This window comes from Arthrobacter sp. 05L428 (assembly GCF_056397665.1).
The window spans coordinates 639,775-663,868 of the sequence record NZ_JBFTNW010000001.1 but is presented as its reverse complement, the minus strand read 5'-3'; the positions used below and the strand labels follow the sequence as shown (position 1 = coordinate 663,868).

The 24,094-nt window shown below is 67.7% G+C and carries 16 protein-coding genes; 5 read left to right on the top strand and 11 right to left on the bottom strand.

Annotated features, from left to right (window positions below; translation table 11 throughout):
- Positions 1-2 precede the first annotated feature (2 nt).
- Genes AC1DH3_RS03115 through glf form a run of 4 tightly spaced genes read right to left on the bottom strand, consistent with a single transcriptional unit; the run spans position 3 to position 4,847 of the window.
- Positions 3-755 carry an ABC transporter ATP-binding protein gene (locus AC1DH3_RS03115; protein ID WP_441417852.1) on the bottom strand — a complete coding sequence of 251 codons (753 nt, stop codon included), beginning with the start codon at positions 753-755 and terminating at the stop codon, positions 3-5.
- A gap of 5 nt (positions 756-760) precedes the next feature.
- Positions 761-1,651 carry an ABC transporter permease gene (locus AC1DH3_RS03110; RefSeq protein ID WP_441417272.1) on the bottom strand — a complete coding sequence of 297 codons (891 nt, stop codon included), beginning with the start codon at positions 1,649-1,651 and terminating at the stop codon, positions 761-763.
- Positions 1,648-3,663, bottom strand: a complete 2,016-nt coding sequence (locus tag AC1DH3_RS03105; protein ID WP_441417271.1) for a glycosyltransferase — start codon at positions 3,661-3,663, stop codon at positions 1,648-1,650. Before AC1DH3_RS03105 ends, AC1DH3_RS03110 begins: the two co-directional genes overlap by 4 nt.
- Entirely contained in the window at positions 3,660-4,847 is a 1,188-nt protein-coding gene (gene glf, locus AC1DH3_RS03100; RefSeq protein WP_441417270.1) for a UDP-galactopyranose mutase, read from the bottom strand. The genes AC1DH3_RS03105 and glf overlap by 4 nt, the downstream gene beginning before the upstream one ends.
- A gap of 276 nt (positions 4,848-5,123) precedes the next feature.
- Here glf and AC1DH3_RS03095 point away from each other — a divergent pair, with 276 nt between their 5' ends.
- Complete coding sequence (locus AC1DH3_RS03095; protein WP_476908561.1) at positions 5,124-9,161, top strand: FtsK/SpoIIIE domain-containing protein; 4,038 nt, start codon at positions 5,124-5,126, stop codon at positions 9,159-9,161.
- A 26-nt stretch (positions 9,162-9,187) separates the two neighbouring features.
- Here the strand turns inward: AC1DH3_RS03095 and AC1DH3_RS03090 are convergent, their stop codons facing one another.
- A complete protein-coding gene (locus tag AC1DH3_RS03090; protein WP_476892248.1) occupies positions 9,188-9,670 on the bottom strand; it encodes a hypothetical protein in 483 nt (160 codons plus the stop codon).
- A gap of 239 nt (positions 9,671-9,909) precedes the next feature.
- Here AC1DH3_RS03090 and AC1DH3_RS03085 point away from each other — a divergent pair, with 239 nt between their 5' ends.
- Entirely contained in the window at positions 9,910-10,158 is a 249-nt protein-coding gene (locus AC1DH3_RS03085) for a WhiB family transcriptional regulator (protein WP_003804966.1), read from the top strand.
- 102 nt (positions 10,159-10,260) lie between these two features.
- On the opposite strand, the gene AC1DH3_RS03080 is transcribed toward AC1DH3_RS03085, so the two are convergent.
- The 4 genes from AC1DH3_RS03080 to AC1DH3_RS03065 are packed head-to-tail and all read right to left on the bottom strand — an operon-like array spanning position 10,261 to position 18,685.
- Positions 10,261-11,730, bottom strand: coding sequence for a sensor histidine kinase (locus AC1DH3_RS03080; RefSeq protein ID WP_441417267.1), 1,470 nt, complete (start codon positions 11,728-11,730; stop codon positions 10,261-10,263).
- 34 nt (positions 11,731-11,764) lie between these two features.
- On the bottom strand, positions 11,765-16,627 hold the full coding sequence (locus AC1DH3_RS03075; protein ID WP_476908560.1) for an NAD-glutamate dehydrogenase: 4,863 nt from the start codon (positions 16,625-16,627) through the stop codon (positions 11,765-11,767).
- 58 nt (positions 16,628-16,685) lie between these two features.
- On the bottom strand, positions 16,686-18,044 hold the full coding sequence (locus tag AC1DH3_RS03070; protein ID WP_476908559.1) for a CpaE/TadZ family protein: 1,359 nt from the start codon (positions 18,042-18,044) through the stop codon (positions 16,686-16,688).
- Positions 18,044-18,685, bottom strand: coding sequence for a CpaB family protein (locus AC1DH3_RS03065; protein ID WP_476908558.1), 642 nt, complete (start codon positions 18,683-18,685; stop codon positions 18,044-18,046). Before AC1DH3_RS03065 ends, AC1DH3_RS03070 begins: the two co-directional genes overlap by 1 nt.
- Positions 18,686-18,838: 153 nt before the next feature.
- On the opposite strand from AC1DH3_RS03065, the gene AC1DH3_RS03060 reads away from it, so the two are divergent.
- Complete coding sequence (locus AC1DH3_RS03060; protein ID WP_476908557.1) at positions 18,839-19,054, top strand: helix-turn-helix domain-containing protein; 216 nt, start codon at positions 18,839-18,841, stop codon at positions 19,052-19,054.
- A gap of 7 nt (positions 19,055-19,061) precedes the next feature.
- On the opposite strand, the gene AC1DH3_RS03055 is transcribed toward AC1DH3_RS03060, so the two are convergent.
- Positions 19,062-19,634 (bottom strand): hypothetical protein, encoded by a 573-nt coding sequence (locus AC1DH3_RS03055; protein ID WP_476908556.1) that lies wholly within the window; start codon positions 19,632-19,634, stop codon positions 19,062-19,064.
- A gap of 197 nt (positions 19,635-19,831) precedes the next feature.
- Between AC1DH3_RS03055 and AC1DH3_RS03050 the strand changes: the two genes are divergently transcribed.
- Both AC1DH3_RS03050 and AC1DH3_RS03045 read left to right on the top strand, forming a co-directional pair.
- Entirely contained in the window at positions 19,832-20,668 is an 837-nt protein-coding gene (locus AC1DH3_RS03050; RefSeq protein WP_441417262.1) for a LysM peptidoglycan-binding domain-containing protein, read from the top strand.
- Positions 20,669-20,712: 44 nt separating this feature from the next.
- Positions 20,713-21,198 (top strand): Rv3235 family protein, encoded by a 486-nt coding sequence (locus AC1DH3_RS03045; RefSeq protein ID WP_476892243.1) that lies wholly within the window; start codon positions 20,713-20,715, stop codon positions 21,196-21,198.
- A gap of 103 nt (positions 21,199-21,301) precedes the next feature.
- On the opposite strand, the gene secA is transcribed toward AC1DH3_RS03045, so the two are convergent.
- Positions 21,302-24,040, bottom strand: coding sequence for a preprotein translocase subunit SecA (gene secA, locus AC1DH3_RS03040; protein WP_441417260.1), 2,739 nt, complete (start codon positions 24,038-24,040; stop codon positions 21,302-21,304).
- Positions 24,041-24,094: the final 54 nt, after the last annotated feature.

Sequence of the window (24,094 nt, the reverse complement as noted above, 5' to 3'; positions counted from 1 at the left end):
GACTAGGACGCCGCGGCCGACCGGCGTCGCAGTTCCGTCACGACTTCAGCGACCGGTCCGTCCAGGACGACGTTGCCGTGCTCGAGGAGGACGCCCCGCTCGCAGACGGTGGAGACAAGGTCGAGGTCATGGCTGACGACAAAGAGTGTCTTCCCTGCCTCCGCCAACTCCTTGATTTTCGCGATGCACTTGCGCTGGAACGGTTCGTCGCCGACCGCAAGGATTTCATCGATCAGGAAGATCTCCGGGTCCGTGTGCACGGCAATCGAGAAGGCGAGACGCAGATACATTCCCGAGGAGTAGAACTTCACCTCGGTGTCGATGAACTCCCCGATTTCAGCGAATTCAACGATCGAGTCGAACATCTCGTTGATCTGCTTTTCCGTCATGCCCAGGATGGCACCGTTCAGGTACACGTTGTCCCGTCCGCTGAGGTCGTGGTGGAAGCCCGCTCCGACCTCGATCAAACCGGCCACCCTCCCCCGCGTCCGGACGGTACCGGCATCGGGCTGCAGCACGCCGGAGATGAGCTTGAGGAGCGTCGATTTGCCCGAGCCGTTGAGGCCGAGCAGCGCCACGGTCTCCCCCTGGTGGACGTCCAGGGAGACGTCCCGCAGCGCGTCGAAAACCTTGTACATGTCGCCCTTGCGCCCGCGGACAAACCAGACCAGCGCTTCCTTCAGGGACCTGGTGTGCCGCAGCACGAACTTCTTGCGCACGTCCGTGCACGTAATCGCCAGCATTTTTTCCTGCATGACTTTCACAGCTCCTGGGCAAAACGGACGGAAAGCTTGCGGAAGACCAGCTGGCCGATGAACAGGATCACCAGCGAGACGCCGAGCGCCACCGGCGCCCAGACCGAAGCGAGCCCGTGCATGACCGGGGCGGCCGCGACCTGGTCGGCGTTCAGGGTCGGGTACCAGAATCCCCAGTGGAAGATCTCCACCGCGACGGTCATCGGGTTCAGCTGGTACAGGAAGAAGTACGGGCCGAGGGCCCGCTCCACCATGGTCCAGACGTACAGGACCGGCGAGGCCCAGGTCACGATCATGAGGATCATGTCGACGATGTTTTCCGAGTCCCGGAAGTACACGTTGGCGGCTCCGAAGAGGAGTCCCAACCCGGTGGCCAGCACGCCGACGATGATGAAGGCGAGGACCACGGCGGCGAGCTGCAGGATGCTCGGGGCCCAGCCCGCCATCAGGCAGGCACCGATGAGCACCAGCGTCTGGGGCAGGAAGTGGATGGCGGATACCAGCAGCGTCGAGACCGGAAACAATTCACGCGGCAGGTAGATCTTCCGGATCAGGTCCCGGTTGTCGACGATCGAACGGGTCGAGTTGCCAAGGACCTCAACGAAGAAGTTCACCAGGATGATTCCGGAGAAAAGGTAGATCGCGTAGTTCGGGGTGCTGCCCTGGAGGTTCAGGAAGATGCCCAGCGCCACAAAGTAGACCAGGAACTGCATCAGCGGCTTGACATAGGACCACAGCAGCCCGAGGACCGAGCCGCGGTAGCGGACCTTGATTTCCTTGCGCACCAGGAGCTTGAGCAGGAACCACTGGCGGAACACGTCCCGCAGCCCTCCCCCTTCGCCGGGGGTGGTCAGCGGGGAAACCACTGTTCCGCCACCGGATGGAGTGGCGGTCATATCTTCGCCTCTCCCCTCTCCTGTTCCTTGACCGCGACAGCCTCGAAGGTTTCCCGCCAGGCCGCCTGGCCGGTGAACCCGGGCAGCGCGTCCTTGTACCGGCGGGCGTTGTTGTCCCATTCGGCCATCAGCTTCATGTGCAGCCGGACCGTCCGCAGGAGCATGCTACCGAACTGCTTCCGGTCACGCTTGTACCAGGACGCGCCGCTGCCGTCCGAGGAGGACACGAGGGCAGAGTCGAGTGCCGCGAGCCGCCACCAGCGCGCCTCCACAGCCGGGACGGCCACTTCGGGATTCGTCATTGCGTCCTCGCGGACGGGACGCAGCTGGCGCAGCAGCCCGGTGACCGCGCGAACCAGCGATTCCGCCACGTAGTTCGGTTCGTGTTCCGCATCCACTTCACCGGAGCGGAGGACACGCGGGAACGAGTGCAGGTCCGGAGTGATCCGCGCGTCGGTGAAGTCGGCGCGGGTTTTCCGCACCCAATCCAGCCTGTCCGCGATAGTCGCGTGAAGGTGCTCGGGTCCGCTGAGCACGTCCTCGAGCGCCTTGAGCCGGACTTCAACGGCGGAATACTGCATCGAGATCAGGTGCCGGACATCAACCGCGATGCTTTCGAACGGCATCCGGCCGCCCTTTTTACGCGGTGAGTGGCTCAGCGCCGCCACCCAACGGTTGCGCTGGTGGTAGTAGGCCTGCCAGTCGATGGTGTCGTCTTTTTCGCTCCAGGGCATGTGCCAGACGGCGGCGCCGGGCAGGGTCACCGTGGTGATGCCGTGTTCCTTGGCGCGGATGCCGTATTCGGCGTCGTCCCACTTGATGAAGACGGGGAGGGCGTAGCCGACCTCGCGGACGATCGAGGTGGGGATCATGCACATCCACCAGCCGTTGTAGTCGACGTCGATCCGGCGGTGCATCCAGGGCGTGGTGCGCAGGTTGCTGGCGCCGAAGTCGTGGGCCTCTTTGGTGTTCACGGCGGGTCGCCAGAAGTAGCGGGCGTCGTCGACCTGCTCGCCGTAGGTGTGCAGTACTGAGCGCTCGTACAGGTTGAACATGTGCCCGCCCACGATGGTGGGCGTCCGCGTGAAGTCCGCGAAGCTAACCGCGCGCAGGATGCCTTCGGTTTCGATGCTGACATCGTCATCGAGCAGCATGACGTACTTGCTGCGCCCATCCTTCAGCGTCTCGTCCATGCCGCGCGAGAAGCCACCGGAGCCGCCGATATTGCCCTGCTCGATGATCTTGAGCCGGTCCCCGAGAATCGCCGCCTGCTCCTCGAACTGCGGCTGGGCGCGGACCTTGTCGGTCCCCTGGTCCACCAGGATAAAGCGGTCCAGGATCTTGACGACGTCGGCGTCCCCGGCCAGCGTGCCGATGTGGCGCAGCGCGTAGTCAGGCCGGTTGAAGGTGGTCACCGCGATGGAGAGGGTGCCGGGCACGAACCCTTCGGGTTCGCGGACGGACCACCCGGCACTCCTGAGGGTTACCGGGGTGCCGTGGGCCACGAGGTCGAACCAGTACCAGCCGCCGTCGACGAACGACTTCAGCGGCAGGTCAAAGGTGACCTCTCCGCCTTGCGAGGCGTGGGTGCTGTCCACCCGGTTCGCCGTGCCGCGGGGGCTGGAACGGTAGACAATGACCGTTGCCTCGGCGTCGACGTCGACCGTCAGCCGTACCGTCTCCACGGCGGTGTGGTTCCGCCAGTAGCTGGCGGGGAACGCGTTGAAATAGGTTCCCAGCGAAACCCTCCGGAACTCCGGCAGCGTCATGCTGTTGCGGCCGGTGATGAAGCCGGAGTGCTGGGGCGAGGTAGCCGGAACCGTCGGGGGCGCCGAGATCCGACCCCGCCGGAGGGCGCGCTTGGACAGCTGCACCACGCGCTGGACCGGGTTGAAATCGACGTACAGCGGAAGGACGTCGGTGTCGCCGTCGACCGGCAGCACGACGCGGTGGACAGTCCGGAAGGGGCGCTGGTCTTCAGCCCGTGTCGATGCGTCCACGGCTACGCTCATGCGTCCACTCCTCCGCTTTCAATCTTGGCGCCGGCCTCGAAGTGCGGGCGGATTTTGTTCTCGAACATGGTCAGGGCGGAACCGATGGCCATGTGCATGTCCAGGTACTTGTAGGTGCCCAGGCGCCCGCCGAAGAGCACGTCCCGCTCGGCGGCCGCGAGGTCGCGGTACTTGAGCAGCCGTTCGCGGTCGGCGGCGGTGTTGATCGGGTAGTAGGGCTCGTCGCCCTTCTCGGCCGCGCGGGAGAACTCACGCATGATGACGGTCTTTTCCGTCTGGTACTCGCGCTCGGGGTGGAAGTGGCGCGGCTCGATGATGCGGGTGTAGGCGACGTCGTCGTCGTTGTAGTTCACCACGGAGGTGCCCTGGAAATCCCCGACGTCGAGCACTTCCTCTTCGAAGTCGATGGTGCGCCAGGAGAGGTCGCCCTCGGCGTAGTCGAAGTAGCGGTCCACCGGTCCGGTGTAGACGACCGGGATGTTGCCGACGACCTTGTCCTTGCTGTACTCGTGCGACTCATCGAAGAAGTCGGTGTTGAGCCGGACCTCGATGTTCGGGTGCTCGGCCATCTTCTCGATCCACGCGGTGTAGCCGTTCGTCGGCAGGCCCTCGTACTTGTCGTTGAAGTAGCGGTTGTCGTAGTTGTAACGCACCGGGAGCCGGGAAATGATGCCCGCGGGCAGGTCCTTGGGATCCGTCTGCCACTGCTTGCCGGTGTAGTGCTTGATGAACGCTTCGTAGAGCGGCCGGCCGATCAGCTGGATGCCCTTGTCGTTCAGGTTCTGCGGGTCGGTGCCCGCGAGCTCTCCGGCCTGTTCCTTGATCAGGTCCTGGGCCTGGCCCGGGGTCAGGTTCGCACGGAAGAACTGGTTGATGGTGGCCAGGTTGATGGGCAGGGAGTAGACCTCGCCCTTGTGGACGCCGTAGACCTTGTGCACGTAGTTGGTGAACGTCGTGAAGCGGTTGACGTACTCCCAGACGCGTTCGTTGGAGGTGTGGAAGAGGTGGGCGCCGTACCGGTGGACTTCGATCCCGGTCTGCTCCTCCTTTTCGCTGTAGGCATTGCCGCCGATGTGGTGGCGGCGGTCGATAACGACGACCTTCAAGCCCAGCTCAGTGGCGGCCTGTTCTGCGATTGTCAGGCCGAAAAAGCCCGACCCTACGATGACGAGGTCAGCGGTCACAAAATCTCCTGGTTCGAATGTGGGCAGCGCAACGTTGTGCATTGTCTGCTGCTCTAGACTACCGAGGCTTTTGCCGGAGCCACGAATCGCGGCGCCCGCCACGGTGTGCCGCCGGAGCTGTCCGGTCCCGAGCCGCACCTGGTTTCCCCCGGCGGGTCTTTTCCACATCGGACCCTTTTCCACATGGCCGGATTCGATGGCCTGCCGGCCCGGGGCCCTTCCCTAGCGTGGGTTTAGCGCGCGTCCCAGCGCCTGACCGCAGGAAGGAGGCTCCCGGTGTTGCTGCAGTGCACCCTGGTCCGTGGACCCGTCGCGGCACAGCCGGGGATGCCCGTGGAATTGTCCATCGAACTGCCGGCGGGCTGCCCCGGCGCGGAACTGGAGTCAGCGCTGGCCCGGAAGTACGGCACGGTCCGGCTGACGGTGGCCGGCTCTCCTCTCGATGCCCTGTCCGCCGGCAACGCCCCGCTGGTCAACGGCGCCGTCCTGATCGACGGCGCCGGTGCCGGTCCGGCCTCCGGCGGCGGATCCGTCTCCGGCGCGGCCTTGCTGCTGGCTGTGCTCAGCGGACCAGGCGCCGGGACGGTACTTCCGCTGCGCCGGGGCCGCTACCTCTTGGGCCGCGCCGGCACGGAACTCGTACTTCCCGGTCCCGAACTGTCCCGCGAACACGCCCGGCTGGAGGTTACCGATTCCGCGGTCACCCTGGTCGATCTGGGCAGCGCCAACGGAACCACCGTTGACGGCCGTCCGGTGAAGAGCGGCCGGGTCACGAGCGACTCCGTCATCGGCTGCGGCCAGTCCAGCCTGGGCCTGGTGTTCCGCGGCGGGCGCGCCGGGCGGTGCGGCGAGGGGGCCGGAGGGGCCGGGGCCGGAAGTGCCGAGGCCGGCACTGACACGACGGAAGCACTGCGGATCCCCAATCCGGGCTCCCCGGCCAACCGCGCCGTGCTTCTCCTCACCGCGGTCCTGCCCTTGGCCGTGGGCGCCGCACTGGCCGTCGCCACTGGCATGTGGATGTTCCTGGCATTTTCCGCGGTTTCCGGAGTGGCCGTGCTGGTACCGACGCTGTCCGGCCGAAGACGGCGCCGTGAGCTGAAGGCGGCCGTAGCGACCGCAGCGGACGCAGACCGCGATCGACGACGCCGGGCTGCGCCGTCTGCCGCCGCTCTGGTCACCGACGCCGGGCCGCCGGAGTCCAGCGGTGCAGCGGAGGTTGAACCCGGGCCCGTGTGGCTGCGGCTCGGGCTGGCCCCGGGGAAGGCGAGAATCCGGTTAGACCCGGACGATCCCGGGTTCAGCGCCCCGCCCGTGGGCCCCGTCCCCGTGTGCCTGGACCCCTCGGCCCCGACCGAACTCCGGGGCCCGGCAGACTCCCTCGCGGGGCTGATCCGCTTCCTGGTCATGCAGCTTGCGAGCTACCCCCGGGCAGGCCGAACCCGGGTGCTGCTGCATGGCCCGGCGGCGTCCCTGCCCCTGGCTGCCCGCTTCCTGGCGCGGGTTTCCCTGTCCGCCAGTGATTCAATGACCGCCGCGCACCTTGCCGCCGGCCCCGGCCCCGGCTGTGACCGCGGCGTGCTGATCATTGTCGCGGACACCGGAGGCGCCTCGGCACTCTGCGCTGCGGCAACTCCGAACGGCTGGCAAGTACTCTGCTGTTCCGCTGCTGCGCAGACCGGTGCCGGCCGCCAGTCAGTCGTGCTCGGCGAGCGCCGAGCCTTTCTCTTCTCTGGCACCGCGAAAACCGCCTTTGCCCCCGACCTCGTTCCGGAAGACGTCTTTGACCGCTTCTGCCGGAACCGGAGCCAGCATGAAACCGCCACAGACAGCGAAACTGGGCAGATCCCGGACGATTGCCGCCTGGCCGACTTCCTGCCGCTCTCGGCCGCAGATGTGAAACAGCGTTGGGAATCCGTGGGCCGGTCGCTGATGCGGGGGCTGTCCGTTCCTGTTGGCCGCGCGGCATCCGGGCCGCTCCACGTGGACCTGCAGGCGGACGGCCCCCACCTGCTCGTGGCAGGAACCACGGGCTCCGGAAAATCTGAGTTCCTGAGGACTCTGGTGGCCGGGCTGGCGGCCAGCTACCCGCCGGACCTGGTTAACCTGCTGTTTGTCGATTTCAAGGGCGGCTCCGGGCTAGGGCCGTTGACCGGGCTGCCGCATTGCGTCGGCATGCTGACCGATTTGTCGAGCCACGAAGTGGAGCGCACTCTCGCCTCGCTCCGCGCCGAGGTCCGCCACCGGGAGGAGTTGCTGGCCGCGGGCGGCGTGCCTGACCTCACCGCCTACCAGGCACACGCCCTCGATACCGCCCAGGCGCCAGCACTGCCGGCGCTGCCCCATCTGGTCCTGGTGATCGACGAATTCCGGATGCTGGTGGAGGAGGCGCCCGCCGCGCTAAGGGAGCTCATGCGGATCGCAACCATCGGACGCTCTTTGGGGATCCACCTCGTAATGGCCACGCAGCGGCCGCAGGGGGCGCTGAACGCGGACATCCGAGCCAACGTCACAAGCAGCATCGTCCTGAGGGTCCAGTCGGAGCTCGAGTCTTCCGACGTCATGAACTCGCGGCTCGCCGCCGCCATTCCGCTGGGGAGTCCGGGGCGCGCCTACCTCGTGCGCGGAAGCGGGAGACCCGAGGAATTCCAGACCGCCGCCCTGGCGGCCCCCTCGCCCCCTGCGGGCACCGTCGTGACGGTCACGGAAGCCGCGACCCTGCTGCAGCAGAGACCCGCTGGCCTCCAGCCCCGCACGGATCGGGCCGTTGCTCCCAACCCGCAGCACGACGTTTCTCGCCTGGTGCGCCTGACATCACGGCTGTGGGCGGAGCACGGCGGCGCGCTCCCCCGGCGCCCGATAGCGGAGCCGCTGGCGGGATCGCTACTGCTTCCCCGCCACGCGGCCGGCCCCGCCGCCGCGGGGCCCGCGCGCGGGCTGCTACTGGGGATGCTTGACGTGCCGGAAGAGCAGCGACTTCGTGAGCTCCGCTGGTGTCCGCTCGGCCATGGCCATCTGGCCCTCGTCGGCGGCGCCCGGAGCGGGACGCCGGCCGGGCCGGCAGGTGCCCTGAGTCTCACGGTGGACCGGCTGTTGGACAGCGCGGCCGAATCGCACCTGTATATCCTCGATGCGGATGGCTCCCTCCGCGGTGCAGCCGCCTCGCCCAGAGTCGGCGCGTGGACAGGCGCCCACGAGCTGCGTCGGGCTGTCCGGGTACTCGAACGGCTGGCCGAGGAGATCCGCAACAGGCTGGCCGCTCCCCGAACAGCGGACATCCCGGCGCTGGTTCTTGTACTGAACAACTGGGGGTCGTGGGTATCAGCATTCCGGGCCGGCCCTCTGGCCTGGGCCGAGGACATCGTCCACGACATCATCCGCGACGGCCCCGCGGCGGGCATTGCGGCCGTCGTATCCGGCGAGCGCGAACTCGTGGCCGCGCGGTTCTTCGCTGCGCTTCCCAACCGCATCTTCTTCCCCGCCGGGTCGACAGAGGAAACCCGGCACGGCTGGCCTCGACTGCCGGATATTCCGTCGATCCCCGGCAGGGTGGCCGTCGCCGGTCCCTTCGCCGAAGCCGCCCCGCACGCAGCCCAGCTCTACGGGCCGGCGGATGCAACATCCAGGCCGCGCACCACCGTGCCTCTAAGCGAGCGCCCTACAGCCCGGCCGTTCCGCGTCGAGCCGCTTCCGGCAAGAGTGACCGTCGCCGAGGTCCGGGCCCGGATCGGCCCGGAGTCTCCGCAGCAGGCACCGCCGGCAAAAGGCGTCCGGCTCTGGATCGGGGTGGGCGGGGACGAACTCGAACCGGTCGGTGTTCCGCTGCCACCGGCCAGCGTTCTTGCCGTCCTCGGCGGACCGGCTTCGGGGAAAACGTCCCTTGTCCGGGCGTTGCCGGATCTCAATCCCTTCGCGGACTGGCTGCCGCCCGCGGTGGGAAGCGATCCGGCCCGGCAGTGGTCCGCCGTCCTGGAGCGGGCGCGCACCGGACAGCTCGACCACGCGGCCATCGTGGTGGTTGATGACGCGGATCTCCTGGGCCTGGACGCCAACCTGCGGCTGTCGGAGCTCAACTCCTTGGGCTGGACGGTCGTGCTGACCGCGGGCTACAGTCCCGCGATCCAGCAGCGCGTGCCGCTAACGCTCCAGGCCCGCGGCCAGGGCAGCGGGATCCTGATCGGTCCCCGGAAACTGATGGACGGCGACCTTCTCGGTGTCCGGTTCGAACCGGAGCCCAGCCCGCCGCCCGGCCGCGCCCTTGTCGTGGTGAATGGCCGGACCTCGGCCGTGCAGCTGGCGGTCGCGGAACCGCCGTAGGCCGGACTTGCGTCTGTCCCGCGCGCCTACAGGGCCCGGCTTGAACCGCCCGGCCGGGACGCGAACGCAATGACCCGCTTGTCGAACAGCAGCACGATGGCCAGGGCCGCCGGCAGCAGCATGGCGAGTCCGGCCAGGGGGTAACCGCCGGTGAGGGTCGGGAAGCCGATGGTGAGCATGAACAGCTGGGCCACCAGCGCTCCGGCCCTGGGCCAGCGGTACCCGCGGAAGAGGAAATGGCTCACGGCAAAAAGCCATGCCGAGAACGCCAGCAGCAGACCGAGGGTGAAGACCGCGCCCCAGAAGGACAGGACGGGTGCACCGGTCAGCAGCTGGAATCCGTACCACCCTGCGGCCACCAGCAGCGCCGCGGCCTCCAGGGCTGTGACGACCGATACGACGGTGATTCCGGCAGGTCTGGCGGCGGGAGCCGGCACCGGGCCGCCTGCCTCTGGACCGCCGGGCTGCGGGTCAGCGGGATCTGCGGGGTTCACTGGGGGTCTTGACACACTGGCACCCTACCGGACATAGTCGAACAGAATTGGGGGTTCCGCCAGGCAATGTGACGCATCGCTCACGATTTGGCGGCATTTGTTCGGCAAATACCCCTTGTTTACACAGCGTTAACATGACACGCTTAATCCAGATGACCGAGGGGGCCCACAGGGCCCCTTTCTTATGAAGCCTCTAGTGAATAATTTCACAAGAGGCATTTAACGAATTCCCAGGAATGGAGTTACTGATCAGCATGGATTGGCGTAACCGCGCAGCGTGCCTTGACAAGGACCCGGAGCTGTTCTTCCCCGTCGGAAACACCGGCCCCGCCCTCCTGCAGATCGAGGAAGCAAAAAGCGTCTGCCGGCGCTGCCCCGTTGTGGACACTTGCCTCCAGTGGGCCCTCGAATCGGGCCAGGACGCGGGCGTCTGGGGCGGCATGAGCGAAGACGAACGCCGCGCCCTGAAGCGCCGCGCGGCCCGCGCCCGCCGCGCCTCCTGATTTTCAGCCTTCGGGCGACCCAATCAGCAGTGGCCTCGGACCGACTGGTCCGAGGCCACTGCTTGTTTAAGCGCCGCGTCTAACGCCGCGTCGTGGCCGCCCTTAGCGTGTGGCGAGGCTCAAGACCACCTGCACTGCGGTTCCGCCGCCCTCCCGCGGCTTCCATTGGATGCTGCCGCCGAGCTCGCTCGTCACGAGGGTGCGCACAATCTGCAGCCCCAGGCCTTCGGTGTAGGAGCCGGCCGGCAGCCCGACGCCGTCGTCCGCCACCGTCACGGTGAGCAGTTCGTCACCGTCCTCGCTCTCGGAGCGGTCGGCGATCAGCCAGACCGTCCCGGCCCTGCCCTCGAGCCCGTGCTCGACGGCGTTGGTCACGAGTTCGTTGATGACGAGGGCCAGCGGCGTTGCGAAGTCGCTCGGCAGCTCCCCGAACAGCCCGGAACGCTGGGTCTTCACTTGCTGCGAGGGCGAGGCAACCTCGGCTGACAGGCGGAACTGGCGCCCGATCAGCTCATCGAAGTCGACGCTCTGGGTCAGGCCCTGCGACAGCGTTTCGTGGACCAGGGCGATGGTCGCGACCCGCCGCATCGCCTGTTCGAGTCCCTGTTTGGCCTCGTCGCTGACCATCCGGCGCGACTGCATGCGCAGCAGCGCCGCCACGGTCTGCAGGTTGTTCTTGACCCGGTGGTGGATCTCGCGGATGGTGGCGTCCTTCGTGACGAGTTCCATTTCCCGCCGGCGCAGCTCCGAGACATCGCGGCAGAGCACCAGCGCCCCGAAGCGCTGCTGTTCGTCCCGCAGCGGGATGGCCCGGAGCGAAAGGCTGACGCCGCGGGACTCGATCTCGCTGCGCCACGGCATTCGCCCAGTCACCACCAGCGGCAGGGTCTCGTCGACCATGCGGCGGTCCCGCAGCAGCCCTGCCGTGACTTCGGCCAGTGACCGGCCCTCCAACGATTCGCCGTCGCCGAGCCGGCGGAAGGCGGAGACGCCGTTGGGGCTCGCGTACTGCACGATCCCCTCGGCGTCGAGCCGGATTAGGCCGTCGCCGACGCGCGGGGCGCCCCGTCGCGATCCGGTGGGCGAGGCAAAATCCGGCCAGAGTCCCAGGGTGCCCATCCGCAGCAGGTCGTAGGCGCACTGCCGGTAGGTCAGTTCCAGCCGCGACGGCATCCGGGAGCTGGAGAGGTCCATATGCGAGGTCACGATCGCGAGCGTCCGGCCGTTGCGGACCATCGGCACGGCCTCGACCCGCATTGCCATGTCGCTGCTCCAGTTGGTCTCGTTGGAGCGTTCGATGGTGCGGCTTTCCCAGGCTTTGTCCACAAGCCGTTTCAGGTCCGAACGGATCCCCTCCCCCACGAAGTCGGCGTGGAACACCGTATGCGTGGTGGAGGGGCGCACGTGGGCCAGCGCCACGTAGCCAAGTTCGGGGTGCGGGAACCACAAGGCAAGGTCGGCGAAGGCAAGGTCGGCGACCATCTGCCAGTCCCCCACGAGCAGATGCAGCCACTCGGCATCCCCCGGCCCGAAATCAGCATGCTCCCTGATAGGGTCCGTAAAGATTGCCACAGCACCTCCATTTGCGACGCGGGGCCGGCAGACCCTAGCGTCGGACGATTGACCTCAAGAGCCTCAATGCTACCGAGAGCGAGGCCATGTCATCGGCCTCGAGGGCGTTCACCTCGTCGAACATGCTCTTCGCCCGCCCAAGTTGCTCCACATTCTGGCTTTCCCAGGCCACCAGCCGCTCTTCCGCCGGCATATCCGCCGACGTCGCCTCCAGGACCGCCGTCGTCATATCCGAGACGGTCGAGTAGAGGTCGTCGCGGAGGGCCGCACGGGCCAGGGCCTGCCAGCGGTCCTTCCTCGGCAGCTTGGTGATGCGCTCGAGCAGCGAATCGGCGTGGAACCGGTTGAAGACCGTGTAGTAGACGTGCGCGATGTTCTCCACCGGCTCCGGGCTGACGTGCACAATCTTGGCGATGTCCAGCAGCACGAAGCTTTCGAACAGCTCCGCCCAGCGGTGCGCCAGGTCCTCGGGAAGCTCCCAGCTGCGGGCCTTTTCGAGCCACTGCGACACCCGCTCGCGGTCATCGCCGCGCAGGTAGTCCAGCAGCCGGGCCCGCATCGGATCCATCAGCGGCTTGAACTCCGCCACAATCTCCGCGATCGGCCGCGCGGCGTTGCCCTGGCTCAGCACCCAGCGGACGGCACGGTCCAGGAGCCGGCGGATGTCCAGGTGGACGGTGCTCCAGTGCTCGGTCGGGAACGACGCCGGCAGCTCGTTGAGTTCGGCCACCATGATGTCCAGCTCGTAGACCTCGCGGAGTGCGACGAACGCCTTGGCGATGGCCGACTGGGTGGCTGAGGTCTCCTCCATGGCGCGGAACGCGAACGTGATGCCGCCCAGGTTGATCATGTCGTTCGCGACGACTGTCGCGATGATTTCCCGGCGCAGCGGGTGGGTATCGAGTTCGGCGTCGAACCGTTCCCGCAGCTGCTTCGGGAAGTAGGCGCGGAGCGTCTCGCGGAACCACGGGTCTTCCGCGAGGTCGCTGTCGCGCAGCGCCGTCGCGAGTTCGATCTTGGCGTAGGCGGCCAGCACGGAGAGTTCCGGGGAGGTCAGTCCCTGGCCCTGTTCGAGCCGCTCACGCAGCGTCTCGGTGGTCGGCAGCGCTTCGAGTTCACGCTTGAGGTCGGCCGATTTCTCCAGCCAGTCCATCAGCCGCTCGTAGCTGGGGCTCCATTCGGCGACCCGCATGCGGTCGTTGAGCAGCAGGATGTTCTGGTCGATGTTGTCCTCGAGCACCAGGCGGCCGACTTCGTCGGTCATCGAGGCGAGGAACTCCGCACGTTCGGCCGGATCCAGCTTGCCGGCGGCCACCATGCGGTCCACGAAGATCTTGATATTGACCTCGTGGTCCGAGCAGTCCACGCCGGCCGAGTTGTCGATGGCGTCCGTGTTGAGGATGACGCCCTGCAGTGCGGCCTCGATCCGGCCGCGCTGGGTCATGCCCAGGTTGCCGCCTTCACCGACCACCTTCACCCGCAGTTCGCGGCCATCGACGCGGATGGCGTCATTGGCCTTGTCGCCGACCTCGGCGTTGGTCTCGGTGCTCGCCTTGACGTAGGTCCCGATGCCGCCGTTGTAGAGCAGGTCGGCCGGGGCCAGCAGGATCGCCCGGAGCAGTTCCGGCGGGCTGAGCCGGGTGGTGCCTTCCGGCAGCCCCAGCGCGGCCCGGACCTGCTCGGAGACGGGAATCGACTTAGCCTGGCGGGCGAACACGCCGCCGCCTTCGCTGATCAGGGACTTGTCATAGTCGTCCCAGGAGGAGCGGGGCAGCTCGAAGAGCCGCTGCCGCTCCGTAAAGGAGGCTGCCTCGTCCGGGTTCGGGTCCAGGAAGATGTGCCGGTGGTCGAACGCGGCGAGCAGCCGGATGTGCCGCGAGAGCAACATGCCGTTGCCGAAAACGTCGCCGGACATGTCGCCGACGCCGACGACCGTGAACGGCTCTGCCTGCGTGTCCAGGTCCAGCTCGCTGAAGTGCCGCTTGACCGATTCCCAGGCGCCGCGGGCGGTGATGCCCATGGCCTTGTGGTCGTAGCCGACGGAGCCGCCGGAAGCGAAGGCGTCGCCGAGCCAGAAGCCGTATTCGGCGGAAAGGCTGTTGGCGATGTCGGAGAACGAGGCGGTGCCCTTGTCGGCCGCGACCACGAGGTAGGAATCGTCGCCGTCGTGCCGCACGACGTCGGCCGGGGGCACCAGCCTCTCGCCCTCCGGGGTGGTGACCAGGTTGTCGGTCAGGTCCAGCAGCCCGCGGATGAAGGTCTTGTAGCTTTCGATGCCCTCGGCCATCCAGGCGCTGCGGTCCGCCGCGGGGTCCGGAAGCTGCTTGGCGTAGAAGCCGCCCTTCGCGCCGGTCGGAACGATCACGGCGTTCTTGACGGTTTGTGCCTTCACCAGGCCCAGGATTTCGGTGCGGAAGTCTTCCCGGCGGTCCGACCAGCGGAGTCCGCCGCGCGCCACCTTGCCGAAGCGCAGGTGCACGCCTTCGACCCGGGGCGAGTAGACCCAGATCTCGAACATCGGCCGCGGGAACGGCAGGCCGTCAATGCCGGAGGGGTCCAGCTTGAAGCTGACGTGCGTCTTGTTCTGGTAGAAGTTGGTCCGGAGCGTGGCCTGGATCAGGTTCTTGAAGGTGCGCAGCACCCGGTCGGCGTCGAGCGTGGCCACCTGCTCGATGGCCGTGTCGAGCCCGGCGCGGACCTGGTCCTGGCGCTGTTCGCGTTCGCCGTCGGGCAGCGCGGGGTCGAAGCGCGCGGCGAAGAGCGCGTTCAGGCCCCGGGCCACGTCCGGGTTGGCCAGCAGCGTGTCGGCCATGAATTCGAAGGAGTTGGTGTTGCCCATCTGCCGCATGTACTTGGCGTAGGCGCGCAGCACGATGACTTGGCGCCAGTGCATGCCTTCGCGCAGCACCAGGCGGTCGAAACTGTCCGATTCCACCACGCCGGACACTGCCGCGCCGAAGGACTCGCCCAGCAAGGCTCCGGTGCGCTCCGGGTCCACCCCGGCCGGGTATTTCAGGCCAAGGTCGTAGAGGAAGAAGTCGCGGTGGTCGGCCGTTTCGATCTCAAAGGGGCGTTCGTCCAGGACCTCAAGGCCGAGGTTGTGAAAGTAAGGCAGGATCTGGCTCAGGCTCTTGGGCTCGAGCATGTACAGCTTGACGCGGGCGTCCTCCTCGAGGGTGGCGCCGGCACCGTGCGGAAGGTACACGTGCACGCCCGGCCGCTCCCCGCCCGGCTCGCCGGTGCGCTCGGCGGCGCCGTACTTCTCGAAGCGGGCGATGTCCTCGAGCGCGTCCTCGACTTCGTAGTCGACGCGGTAGCTGGCCGGGAACGCCTCGGCCCAGACGGCGGCGAGTTCCTTGGCTCCGTTCTCGCCGTCGGCGCCGGCCCTGGCGCGCAGGACCTCGGTGATGCCTTCGCTCCAGGACCGGGCGGCGCGGACCAGGCGCTTTTCCAGTTCGTCGCTGTTGACGTGGCTGACGTCCGCATCCTTGGGCAGCCGGATCCGGAAGAACAACCGGGCCAGGGCGGATTCGGTCATCCGCGCCTCATAGTCGATCGACACGGCGTCGAACGTCTCCCGCAGTTCCTTCTCGATGCGCAGCCGGACGTTGGTGGTGTACCGGTCCCGGGGCAGGTAGACGAGGGCAGACATGAACCGGCCGTAGATGTCCGGGCGCAGGAACAGCCGGGTCCGGCGGCGTTCCTGCAGGCGCTGGATGCCGGTGGTGATGGCGGCGAGGTCCGGGATTTCGATCTGGAAGAGCTCATCGCGCGGATAGGTCTCAAGGATGCCGAGCAGGTCCTTGCCCGAGTGGGAGTCCGGCGGGAAGCCGGCGTCGCGCAGCACGGCGTCGACCTTTTCACGGACGACCGGGATATCCCGGACGGAACCGGCGTAGGCGGTCGTGGCGAACAGGCCGATGAAACGCCGTTCGCCGTTGACGTTGCCGGCGGCGTCAAAGCTCTTCACGCCGATGTAATCGAGGTACGCCGAGCGGTGAACGGTGGAGCGGGAGTTGGCCTTGGTGATTACCAGTGCCCTCTTCTCGCGCGCCTTCTTCCGGCCCGTTTCGGTCAGGTGCTGGATCTGGTGGCGGGTGTCGGCGCCGTTGCGCAACAGGCCGAGCCCGCTGTCCTCCCGCAGTTCCAGCACATCCTCGCCGGATTCATTCTTCAGGTCGTATTCGCGGTAGCCGAGGAAGGTGAAGTTGCCGTCGTCCAGCCAACGGAGCAGTTCCTGGGCCTGGCGCAGTTCGGCGATCTGCGCAGCCTGCGCCACCTTGTCGAGGTCGTCGGAAATCTCGTGCGCCTTGTTGCGCATCTTCGGCCAGTCTTCGACCGCCGCACGGACGTCGCCGAGCACCCGGGAGAGGCCCTCGATCAGCTGCTCCCGCTTGGCGTCGTCGACCCGTTCGATTTCGACGGCGATCCAGGACTCCATGTGCGAGGCGTTGTCCCCCTGGGCGATCAGGTGGGACAGGTTGGGCATCGCCGCTGTGTCGCCGCTGGAGATGCCCAAGTGCGAGGGGACCCGGGCCACCTTGACCAGCCGGCCGGTCTCGCGGTTGCGGGTGACGACGAAGAGCGGGTGGATTACGAGGTGGATCGGGGACTTCTGCCGGACCAGCTCGGTGTTGACGGAGTCCACGAGGAATGGCATGTCGTCGGTGACGATGTAGACGACGCTGGACTCAGCCTCGTCGGAGATCGAAATGTTCGCCACGCCGGGCTGCCGGGTAGCGGCCACCTGCAGGTGCGTTTGTGACCGTGCGGTCAGGACGTCATCGCCGTAGGCGCGGGCATCCTCCTCGGCGAGATGTTCGTAGTAGTCCCCGAAGTACCCTTCGCTGGCACCGATCGAAACGGGTTGATCCTCCACGCTGGACCCAGACGACATCGACAAACGCCTCCATCAAAAAGTTCACGGCCGCACCGTTGCAGCCCTCATGGCGAGCCTAGTCTTTTAGCCGGGGCTTTGCTGTGGAAGAAAGGACAGAGGATTTACGATTTTGCTGGGCAGGTGCACAAACCAAGCTCCGGATGGCCCGGCGGAGGGTGGAATCCGGTGCGCTCTCGAGCAGCAACGAGCCAGCCAGCAGGGCGGCGTCACAGGCCGCCGGATCCGCGGGGAGGAAGGCCTCCAACGGAACGGTCGGGCCGTAGCGCGCCCAAGCCTCACGAAGCTGGCGTTCCGGGGAACGGCCGACGGCGGAGGCGCGCACCTTGTTCAGGACCACGCGGGGACGCGCCTGCGGGACGGCGGCGTCCAGCTCGGCCAGTCCGCGCACCAGCCGTGGCACTCCGACCGGGTCGGCGGCGCCGATGGCATAGACGGTGTCGGCCATTTCGAGGCTTCGCAGGGTGGCCGCGTTCCGGCGCGGCGCCATCGAGTCAAAGCTGAGTTCCTCGTCGGCCTCCAGGCAGAAGCCGGCGTCGATCACCGTGACCTCGGCGATCTCCCGGGCCCGCTCGTAGACCAGCGCTAGTGCCGCCGCCCGAAGTTCGGTCCAGCGGTCGGCTCGGGTAATGCCGGTCAGCACCCGGAACGTTCCGGCGCGGGTGGATACCGGGACGGCGATCCGGCGCAACGCTTCGCCGTCGAGCTGGCCCTGGTCGGCCATCCGGCAGGCCTGCGCAAGTCCGGCCGCTTCGTCCAGCAGCCCCAACACCGCCGCGACGCTGGCGCCATAGCTGTCGGCGTCGACCAGCAGGACGGACTTTCCCTCCGCTGCCAGTTCGCCGGCCATATTGGCGGCCATCAGGGTCCGACCGGGCGATCCGGCGGGACCCCAGACGGCGATAATTCTCCCCGTTCCCGTTGCAGTTCCCGCTTCCCCGGCGCCGGGCCCGGGGCCAGCCCGCTCCGCCCCAGCCCCGCCGTCCAGAGTGCGGTCCGGGCCCGCCTGCGTGTGAAGGGCCGCGGAAGGGTCGGCCAAGCCGCTTGCCGGCGGACCGGGCCGCGCGCCGGCAAGTTCCGCCACCGCGCCCGCGATCAGGGCGGCGAGCGCGGCTGCTTCCACTCCGGAAACCTCCGGGGTAACCCCGATCCCCCGAAGCCTGGCCGATTCCTCCGGGCTGTCGGTCAGCGCCACCACGGCGACTCCCACGGCGGACAGGCGGTCGACCAGCGAGGCGGTAAGCTCCCCGGTCCCCTCGGCGACGACGGCGGCCCGCGCCAGGCCGGTCTGGCAGGCGGCCAGCAGTTCGGCGAGCTCACTGCAGCGCCGGACGACGGACACCGGACCATGGAGCCGCTCCAGCCCGCCGACCAGGTCGTCCCGGGTCCGGCCCACCGTCACCACCGGAATGCCCATCAGGGCGCGCCTCCCGGATTCCAGACCACGGAGATCTTTGCCTTGTTGGCCTGTGCCCCCAGGAGTTTGGGCATCTGCCCGTCCGACACGAGGACCATCACCACAGTGGACCGCTGTGAGCCCAGGGCGGTGCTCCCCGGGGTGAGCTGCGCAATCTCGGCCCCCGGCAGCAGCAGCGTCGGCTCACTGAAACCGTTGCGGGTATCCGGCAGCGCCACCCAGACATCCACGCGGGAGCCCGCCACCGCCTGCGGCGGCAGGGCCTCCTCCACGGAGATGGCAACCGGCTTGCGGTCCAGGGCGTCCAGCCTGCCGAAGCTTTCGCGCGGCAGGAGCTGGTCCTTGCCGATGCGCTGGACGGCGACCAGGCCGCCGTCCATGCCGGACTCCGGAGTGAGGTACTGCGGCTCGACGTCGCCCAGCCGGACCTTGACGCGGTGCAGCTTGTCCGGAGAGACCTTCTCCCCGACCGCAATCGGCTCGCTGGCGGCGTAGGCCTCGGTGGTCTGGTCCGCTGCCGCCACGAGTGACACAACGCCGACTACGGAGGCCAGCACCAGCAGGATGCCCACGAGGAGCCGCGGGTCCTTCCACGAGGGCCGCTTTAACCGGGCGCCGCCGGCTACCGTGCTCACACTCATGCGTCCTGCTCCCCCTGTAGTCGCAGCCCGGGCCGCGGGCGCCGGACACCCCTATTCTCACGAATTGGCGGCCCTGCGGGAAGACACCTAAGCAAACAGCAGCAAATTGTGGATAACGCCCCCAAACGCCAGCACCGGTGGCAAAATGGTGCCATGCCCCGATTCCTGACGCTCGCAGATGTTGCCGAGCAGCTCCAGATCAACTCCCCCGCCGCCTACTCGCTGGTTCGCAGCGGCCAGCTCAAGGCCATCCAGGTGGGCGGACGGGGCCAGTGGCGGGTCGAAGAAACCATGCTCGAGCAGTACATCCAGGAGCGCTACGCGGAGGCAAGCCGCATGATCGAGGAGGCCAAGGCCAAGGACCACTGAGCCGCGCCTAGCTGTCGGCGCCCCGGACCGACCTGATCCCTGCGAGGGCGCCAAAGGGAACCGTGGCCACGCCGCTGACATTCGCAGGCCGACGCTCCTCCCCCACAGGGGTGATCGCGAGGTCAAGGAAGTCGCGGCCGACCCTGTCGATGACGCCGTGCAGGACGGACTCGCCTGCCGCCCCTCGAGACACGACCACGGCGAGGTTGGCGCGGTCCCGTGCCAGTCCCCGCAGGGCACTGGCCAGCCCGAGCCGGTGCCGGGCCCCGTTGCCTGCGACCACCGCCAGCCGGGAGAGGCCGGCGTAGCGCACCGCCGACGCGTAGGGAATCAGGACCTGGTGCCGCTCCTCGTCGAGCACCAGCCACTGGCTGCCCACGTGGCTGAGCGTGCCCTCGTACAAAGTTCCGGAGCCAAGGTGGACGCCGATCCGCAGGCCCAGCGAGCCCCGCAACCGGTCCGCCAGCTCGACGGCGGCCGCATCCACCCGCGCCCGCTCGCCAATTTCGACGTCCAGGTCCAGGCGTTCGCCGGCAGCCAGTTGCGCCTCCAAGTCTGCAAACAGGGCGTCCCAACGCATGGCGCCAGCGTAGGCGCACCCCCAACGGCGGTCAATCCACATTCTTTGCGCACCCTCTAGACAAACAGCTTCTTTGGGCATCAAACTCACTCCAAGAGCATCAAATCGCATCAAACAGCTACAGAAGCCCTCCCGGACGCATTCAGCGAACCGGCCAAGCGGGCAGGACAGCGGCTCGGCCCGCAGAGGAGGCGGTTGTGGACCCAAGAAATTTTTCCGGCGCGGGCCGCCGGCGCGGGCTGGGCGCGGACGCGGCCATGGCCCTCGTCATCCTCCTGCTTGGGGCCTTCCTCGCCGGCTCGGGAGCCCGGCTCGCCCAGCGCCTGCATTCATCGGCGGCGAGGCGTCAATCCCCCTCCTTCGAGGACCAGATCGGGGTTGCCGCCAACACCGCCGGGCTGATCGTCGTCGTCTGGTGGGCGTTGTCCTTCCTGATCGCCTTCGTGGCGGCGCTCCTCGAACGCGAGGGCAGCCGCCGTTCCGCCGAAGCGGCGGGGAAGTTCAGTCCCGCCTTCATGCGCCGGCTGGCGCTGGCCGCCCTCGGGCTCCAACTCGCCACCGCCCCGCTGGCCCACGCAAACCCTGCCCCGGCCGGCCCGGAGACGACCGCCCCTCCCGCCGTTTCCGCCGCATGGATCCCCAGCGGGGCCGAGCTGGCCGCTTTCGCGTCCGGATCCGCCGCTCCCCCTCCGGCCCGTTCTCCTGCGCCGGAGCCTGAGCCTCCTGTCCCCTCCGCTATGCCCCGGAGCCTCGGCCTGGATCCTCACTGGATGCCGGCGCCGCCGCCGGTGGATCCCCGGTCCTTGGCGCCCTCCCCGCGGCGCGCCCCGGAGCCGGCGGGCACGGCGGCGGTCACCGTCCGGGCCGGAGACTCGTTGTGGAGCATCTGCGCGGCGGACCTCGGACCGCTGGCGTCCGACGTCGACATCGCCCTGGCGTGGCCGCGGCTCTACCAGGCCAACCGCGATGTCATCGGCAGCGACCCCGGGCTGCTGCTTCCCGGTCAGGTCCTTCGGATGCCGCCCGCACGCTAAACCAAGCCAACCCGCAATCCCTCCACGACAGCAAAGGAAGTCCCATGAGTCCCATGACCGGTATCCGCGCAGGCACCGCTGTCCCCCTCCCGGTGGCGCCGCCGGGTCCCCGCCCCGTCCCGCTGCACGCTCCCCGCCCGCCTGTGCCAGCCGGTACGGCACCGGTCCTGCGGTTGGTGGACCAGGACCGCGAGGTGTGTGCGATTTGCCGCTCGACCGTGCAGGCCGCCATCGAGGTCCTTGCCGGTACCCGCCCCGCACAGCAGCTGGCCCGCCGGCTCGACGAGCGCTGCCTGGCGGCGCTGCAGCACCGGGCCGCGCTGACCCGCCGCGTGGCTTCGGGCACCTCGCCGACGGCGGGCCGGCTGCACCGGAATCCGTCCGTCCGCTCGGTCCGCGCCTGCCGGGTGTCCGAGGACGTCTATGAGGCCAGCGCCGTCGTGTCCGACGAACTGCGCGTCCGCGCCGTCGCCCTGCGGTTGGAGCGCAGCAGGCTGGTCTGGCGGGTCACCGTTCTGGAGATCGGCTGAGGATCCGCGCCAGGACCCAGGGAAAGGAGGTCAACTTAAATGAAGCAGGGCCGGAACTGTCGTTCCGGCCCTGCTTGTGCGCTCTAGTCCTTGCGGCTGAGGCCTAGCGGCGCTTCTTCTTGCTGGCGCGCCGCGGCGACTCCTGGGCCGCGGCCTTCGCCGGGTTGCCGGAACGGCCGGAGGACTTCGCCTCGACCCGGGTCTGGGCCGCGCCGTCCTCGCCCGGCGCCGTGTACTGCAACTGGGCCGGCTTCTCCGGCGCTTCCAGGCCGGCAGCGTGGATCTGCGGCTCGTGGTGCTCCGTGTGCTGGCCCGCGGCGTCGGCCACCACGACGTCCTCCGCCGGGGTCACCTCGACCTCCAGGTTGAACAGGAAGCCGACGCTCTCCTCGCGGATGGCCTCCATCATGGCCTGGAACATGATGAAGCCCTCGCGCTGGTACTCGACCAGCGGATCGCGCTGGGCCATCGCCCGCAGGCCGATGCCTTCCTTGAGGTAATCCATCTCGTACAGGTGTTCCTGCCACTTGCGGCCGATCACGGAGAGCACCACGCGGCGCTCCAGCTCACGCATGCTTTCCGAACCGATCAGCTCTTCGCGGGCCTGGTAAACCAGACGCGCATCGGAGAGGATCTCTTCCTTCAGGAACTCCACCGTAATCCGCGACTTGCCGCCGGCCTCGTCAATCACGTCCCGCGGCGAGAAGCTGACCGGGTACAGGGTCTTCAGGTTGGACCAGAGCAGGTTGAAGTCCCAGTCGTCGCCGGTACCTTCGGCGGTTGCTTCATCGATGAACGCGGTGATCGTGTCCTCGAGGAAGTACTGGACCTTTTCGTGCAGGTCATCGCCTTCCAGGATGCGACGGCGGTCGCCGTAGATTGCCTCGCGCTGGCGGTTCAGGACGTCGTCGTACTTCAGGACGTTCTTGCGCTGTTCGGCGTTGCGGCCTTCCACCTGGCCCTGGGCCGAGGCGATGGCACGCGAGACGAGCTTTGATTCGAGGGCAACGTCGTCCGGCACCGAGCTGTTCATCAGTCGTTCGGCCGCGCCGGAGTTGAACAGCCGCATCAGGTCATCGGTCAGCGACAGGTAGAACCGGGACTCGCCGGGGTCGCCCTGGCGCCCGGACCGGCCGCGCAGCTGGTTGTCGATCCGGCGGGACTCGTGCCGCTCGGTGCCGAGCACGTAGAGTCCGCCGAGGTTGAGGACTTCCTCGTGCTCGTCCTTGACCGACTGCTTGGCGGCCTCGAACGCGGCGGGCCAGGCGGCCTCGTATTCCTCGGAGTTCTCTTCCGGATCGAGCCCGCGCTGGGCGAGTTCGGCGACGGCGGTGAACTCGGCGTTGCCGCCGAGCATGATGTCGGTACCACGTCCGGCCATGTTGGTCGCGACCGTCACGGCGCCCTTGCGGCCGGCCTGCGCCACGATGGACGCTTCCCGGGCGTGGTTCTTGGCGTTCAGGACCTCGTGGCGGATGCCTTCCTTGGCCAGCAGCCGGGAGAGGTATTCGCTCTTTTCGACGCTGGTGGTGCCGACCAGGACCGGCTGGCCCTTTTCGTGCCGCTCGGCGATGTCCTTGACCACGGCGTCGAACTTCACGGTCTCGTTCTTGTAGACGAGGTCCGGCTGGTCGATGCGCTGCATGTCCCGGTTGGTGGGGATCGCGACAACGCCGAGCTTGTAGGTGCTCATGAACTCGGCGGCTTCGGTTTCGGCGGTACCCGTCATGCCCGCGAGCTTGTCGTACATGCGGAAGTAGTTCTGCAGCGTGACCGTTGCGAGGGTCTGGTTTTCGGCCTTGATCTCGACGCCTTCTTTGGCTTCGATCGCCTGGTGCATGCCCTCGTTGTAGCGCCGGCCGGCGAGGATGCGGCCGGTGTGCTCGTCCACGATCAGCACTTCGCCGTCGAGGATGACGTAGTCCTTGTCCCGCTTGAACAGTTCCTTCGCCTTGATGGCGTTGTTCAGGAAACCGATCAGCGGGGTGTTCGCGGACTCGTAGAGGTTGTGGATGCCGAGGTAATCCTCGACCTTCTCGATGCCGGCCTCGAGGACGCCGACGGTGCGCTTCTTTTCATCGACCTCGTAGTCGGTCTCGGGCTGGAGGCGCAGCACCACCTTCGCGAACTCGCTGTACCAGCGATTGGTGTCGCCCTGGGCCGGTCCGGAAATGATGAGCGGGGTGCGGGCCTCATCGATGAGGATGGAGTCCACTTCGTCGACGATGGCGAAGTTGTGGCCGCGCTGGACCAGTTCGGACTTGTCCCACGCCATGTTGTCGCGCAGGTAGTCGAAGCCGAATTCGTTGTTGGTGCCGTAGGTGATGTCGGAGGCGTACTGCTCGCGGCGGACGGCGGGGTCCTGGTTGGAGAGGATGCAGCCGCTGCTCAGGCCGAGGAAGCGGTACACGCGGCCCATCAGGTCCGACTGGTACTCGGCGAGGTAGTCGTTGACGGTGATGACGTGGACACCCTTGCCGGTGAGGGCATTGAGGTAGGCCGGAGCGGTGGCCACCAGGGTCTTGCCTTCACCGGTCTTCATTTCGGCGATGTTGCCCAGGTGCAGGGCGGCGCCGCCCATCAGCTGGACGTCGAAGTGGCGCATCCCCAGGGTCCGCGAGGATGCCTCGCGGACGGCGGCGAAGGCCTCCGGCAGCAGGTCGTCGAGCTTCTCCCCGTCGCCGTGGCGGGCGCGGAGACGGTCGGTCTCTTCGCGCAGTTCGGCGTCGGTGAAGGTCTTGAAGGAGCTTTCCAGGGCGTTAATGGAATCGGCATAGTTCCGCAGTTGCCGCAGGGTCTTTTTGTCACCCGTGCGGAGAAGTTTTTCGATTAGTGATGCCACGTGAAATTGCTCCCAGTCTCAAGCTGCCGAATTCCGGCGTGTTTAGTCTACGGG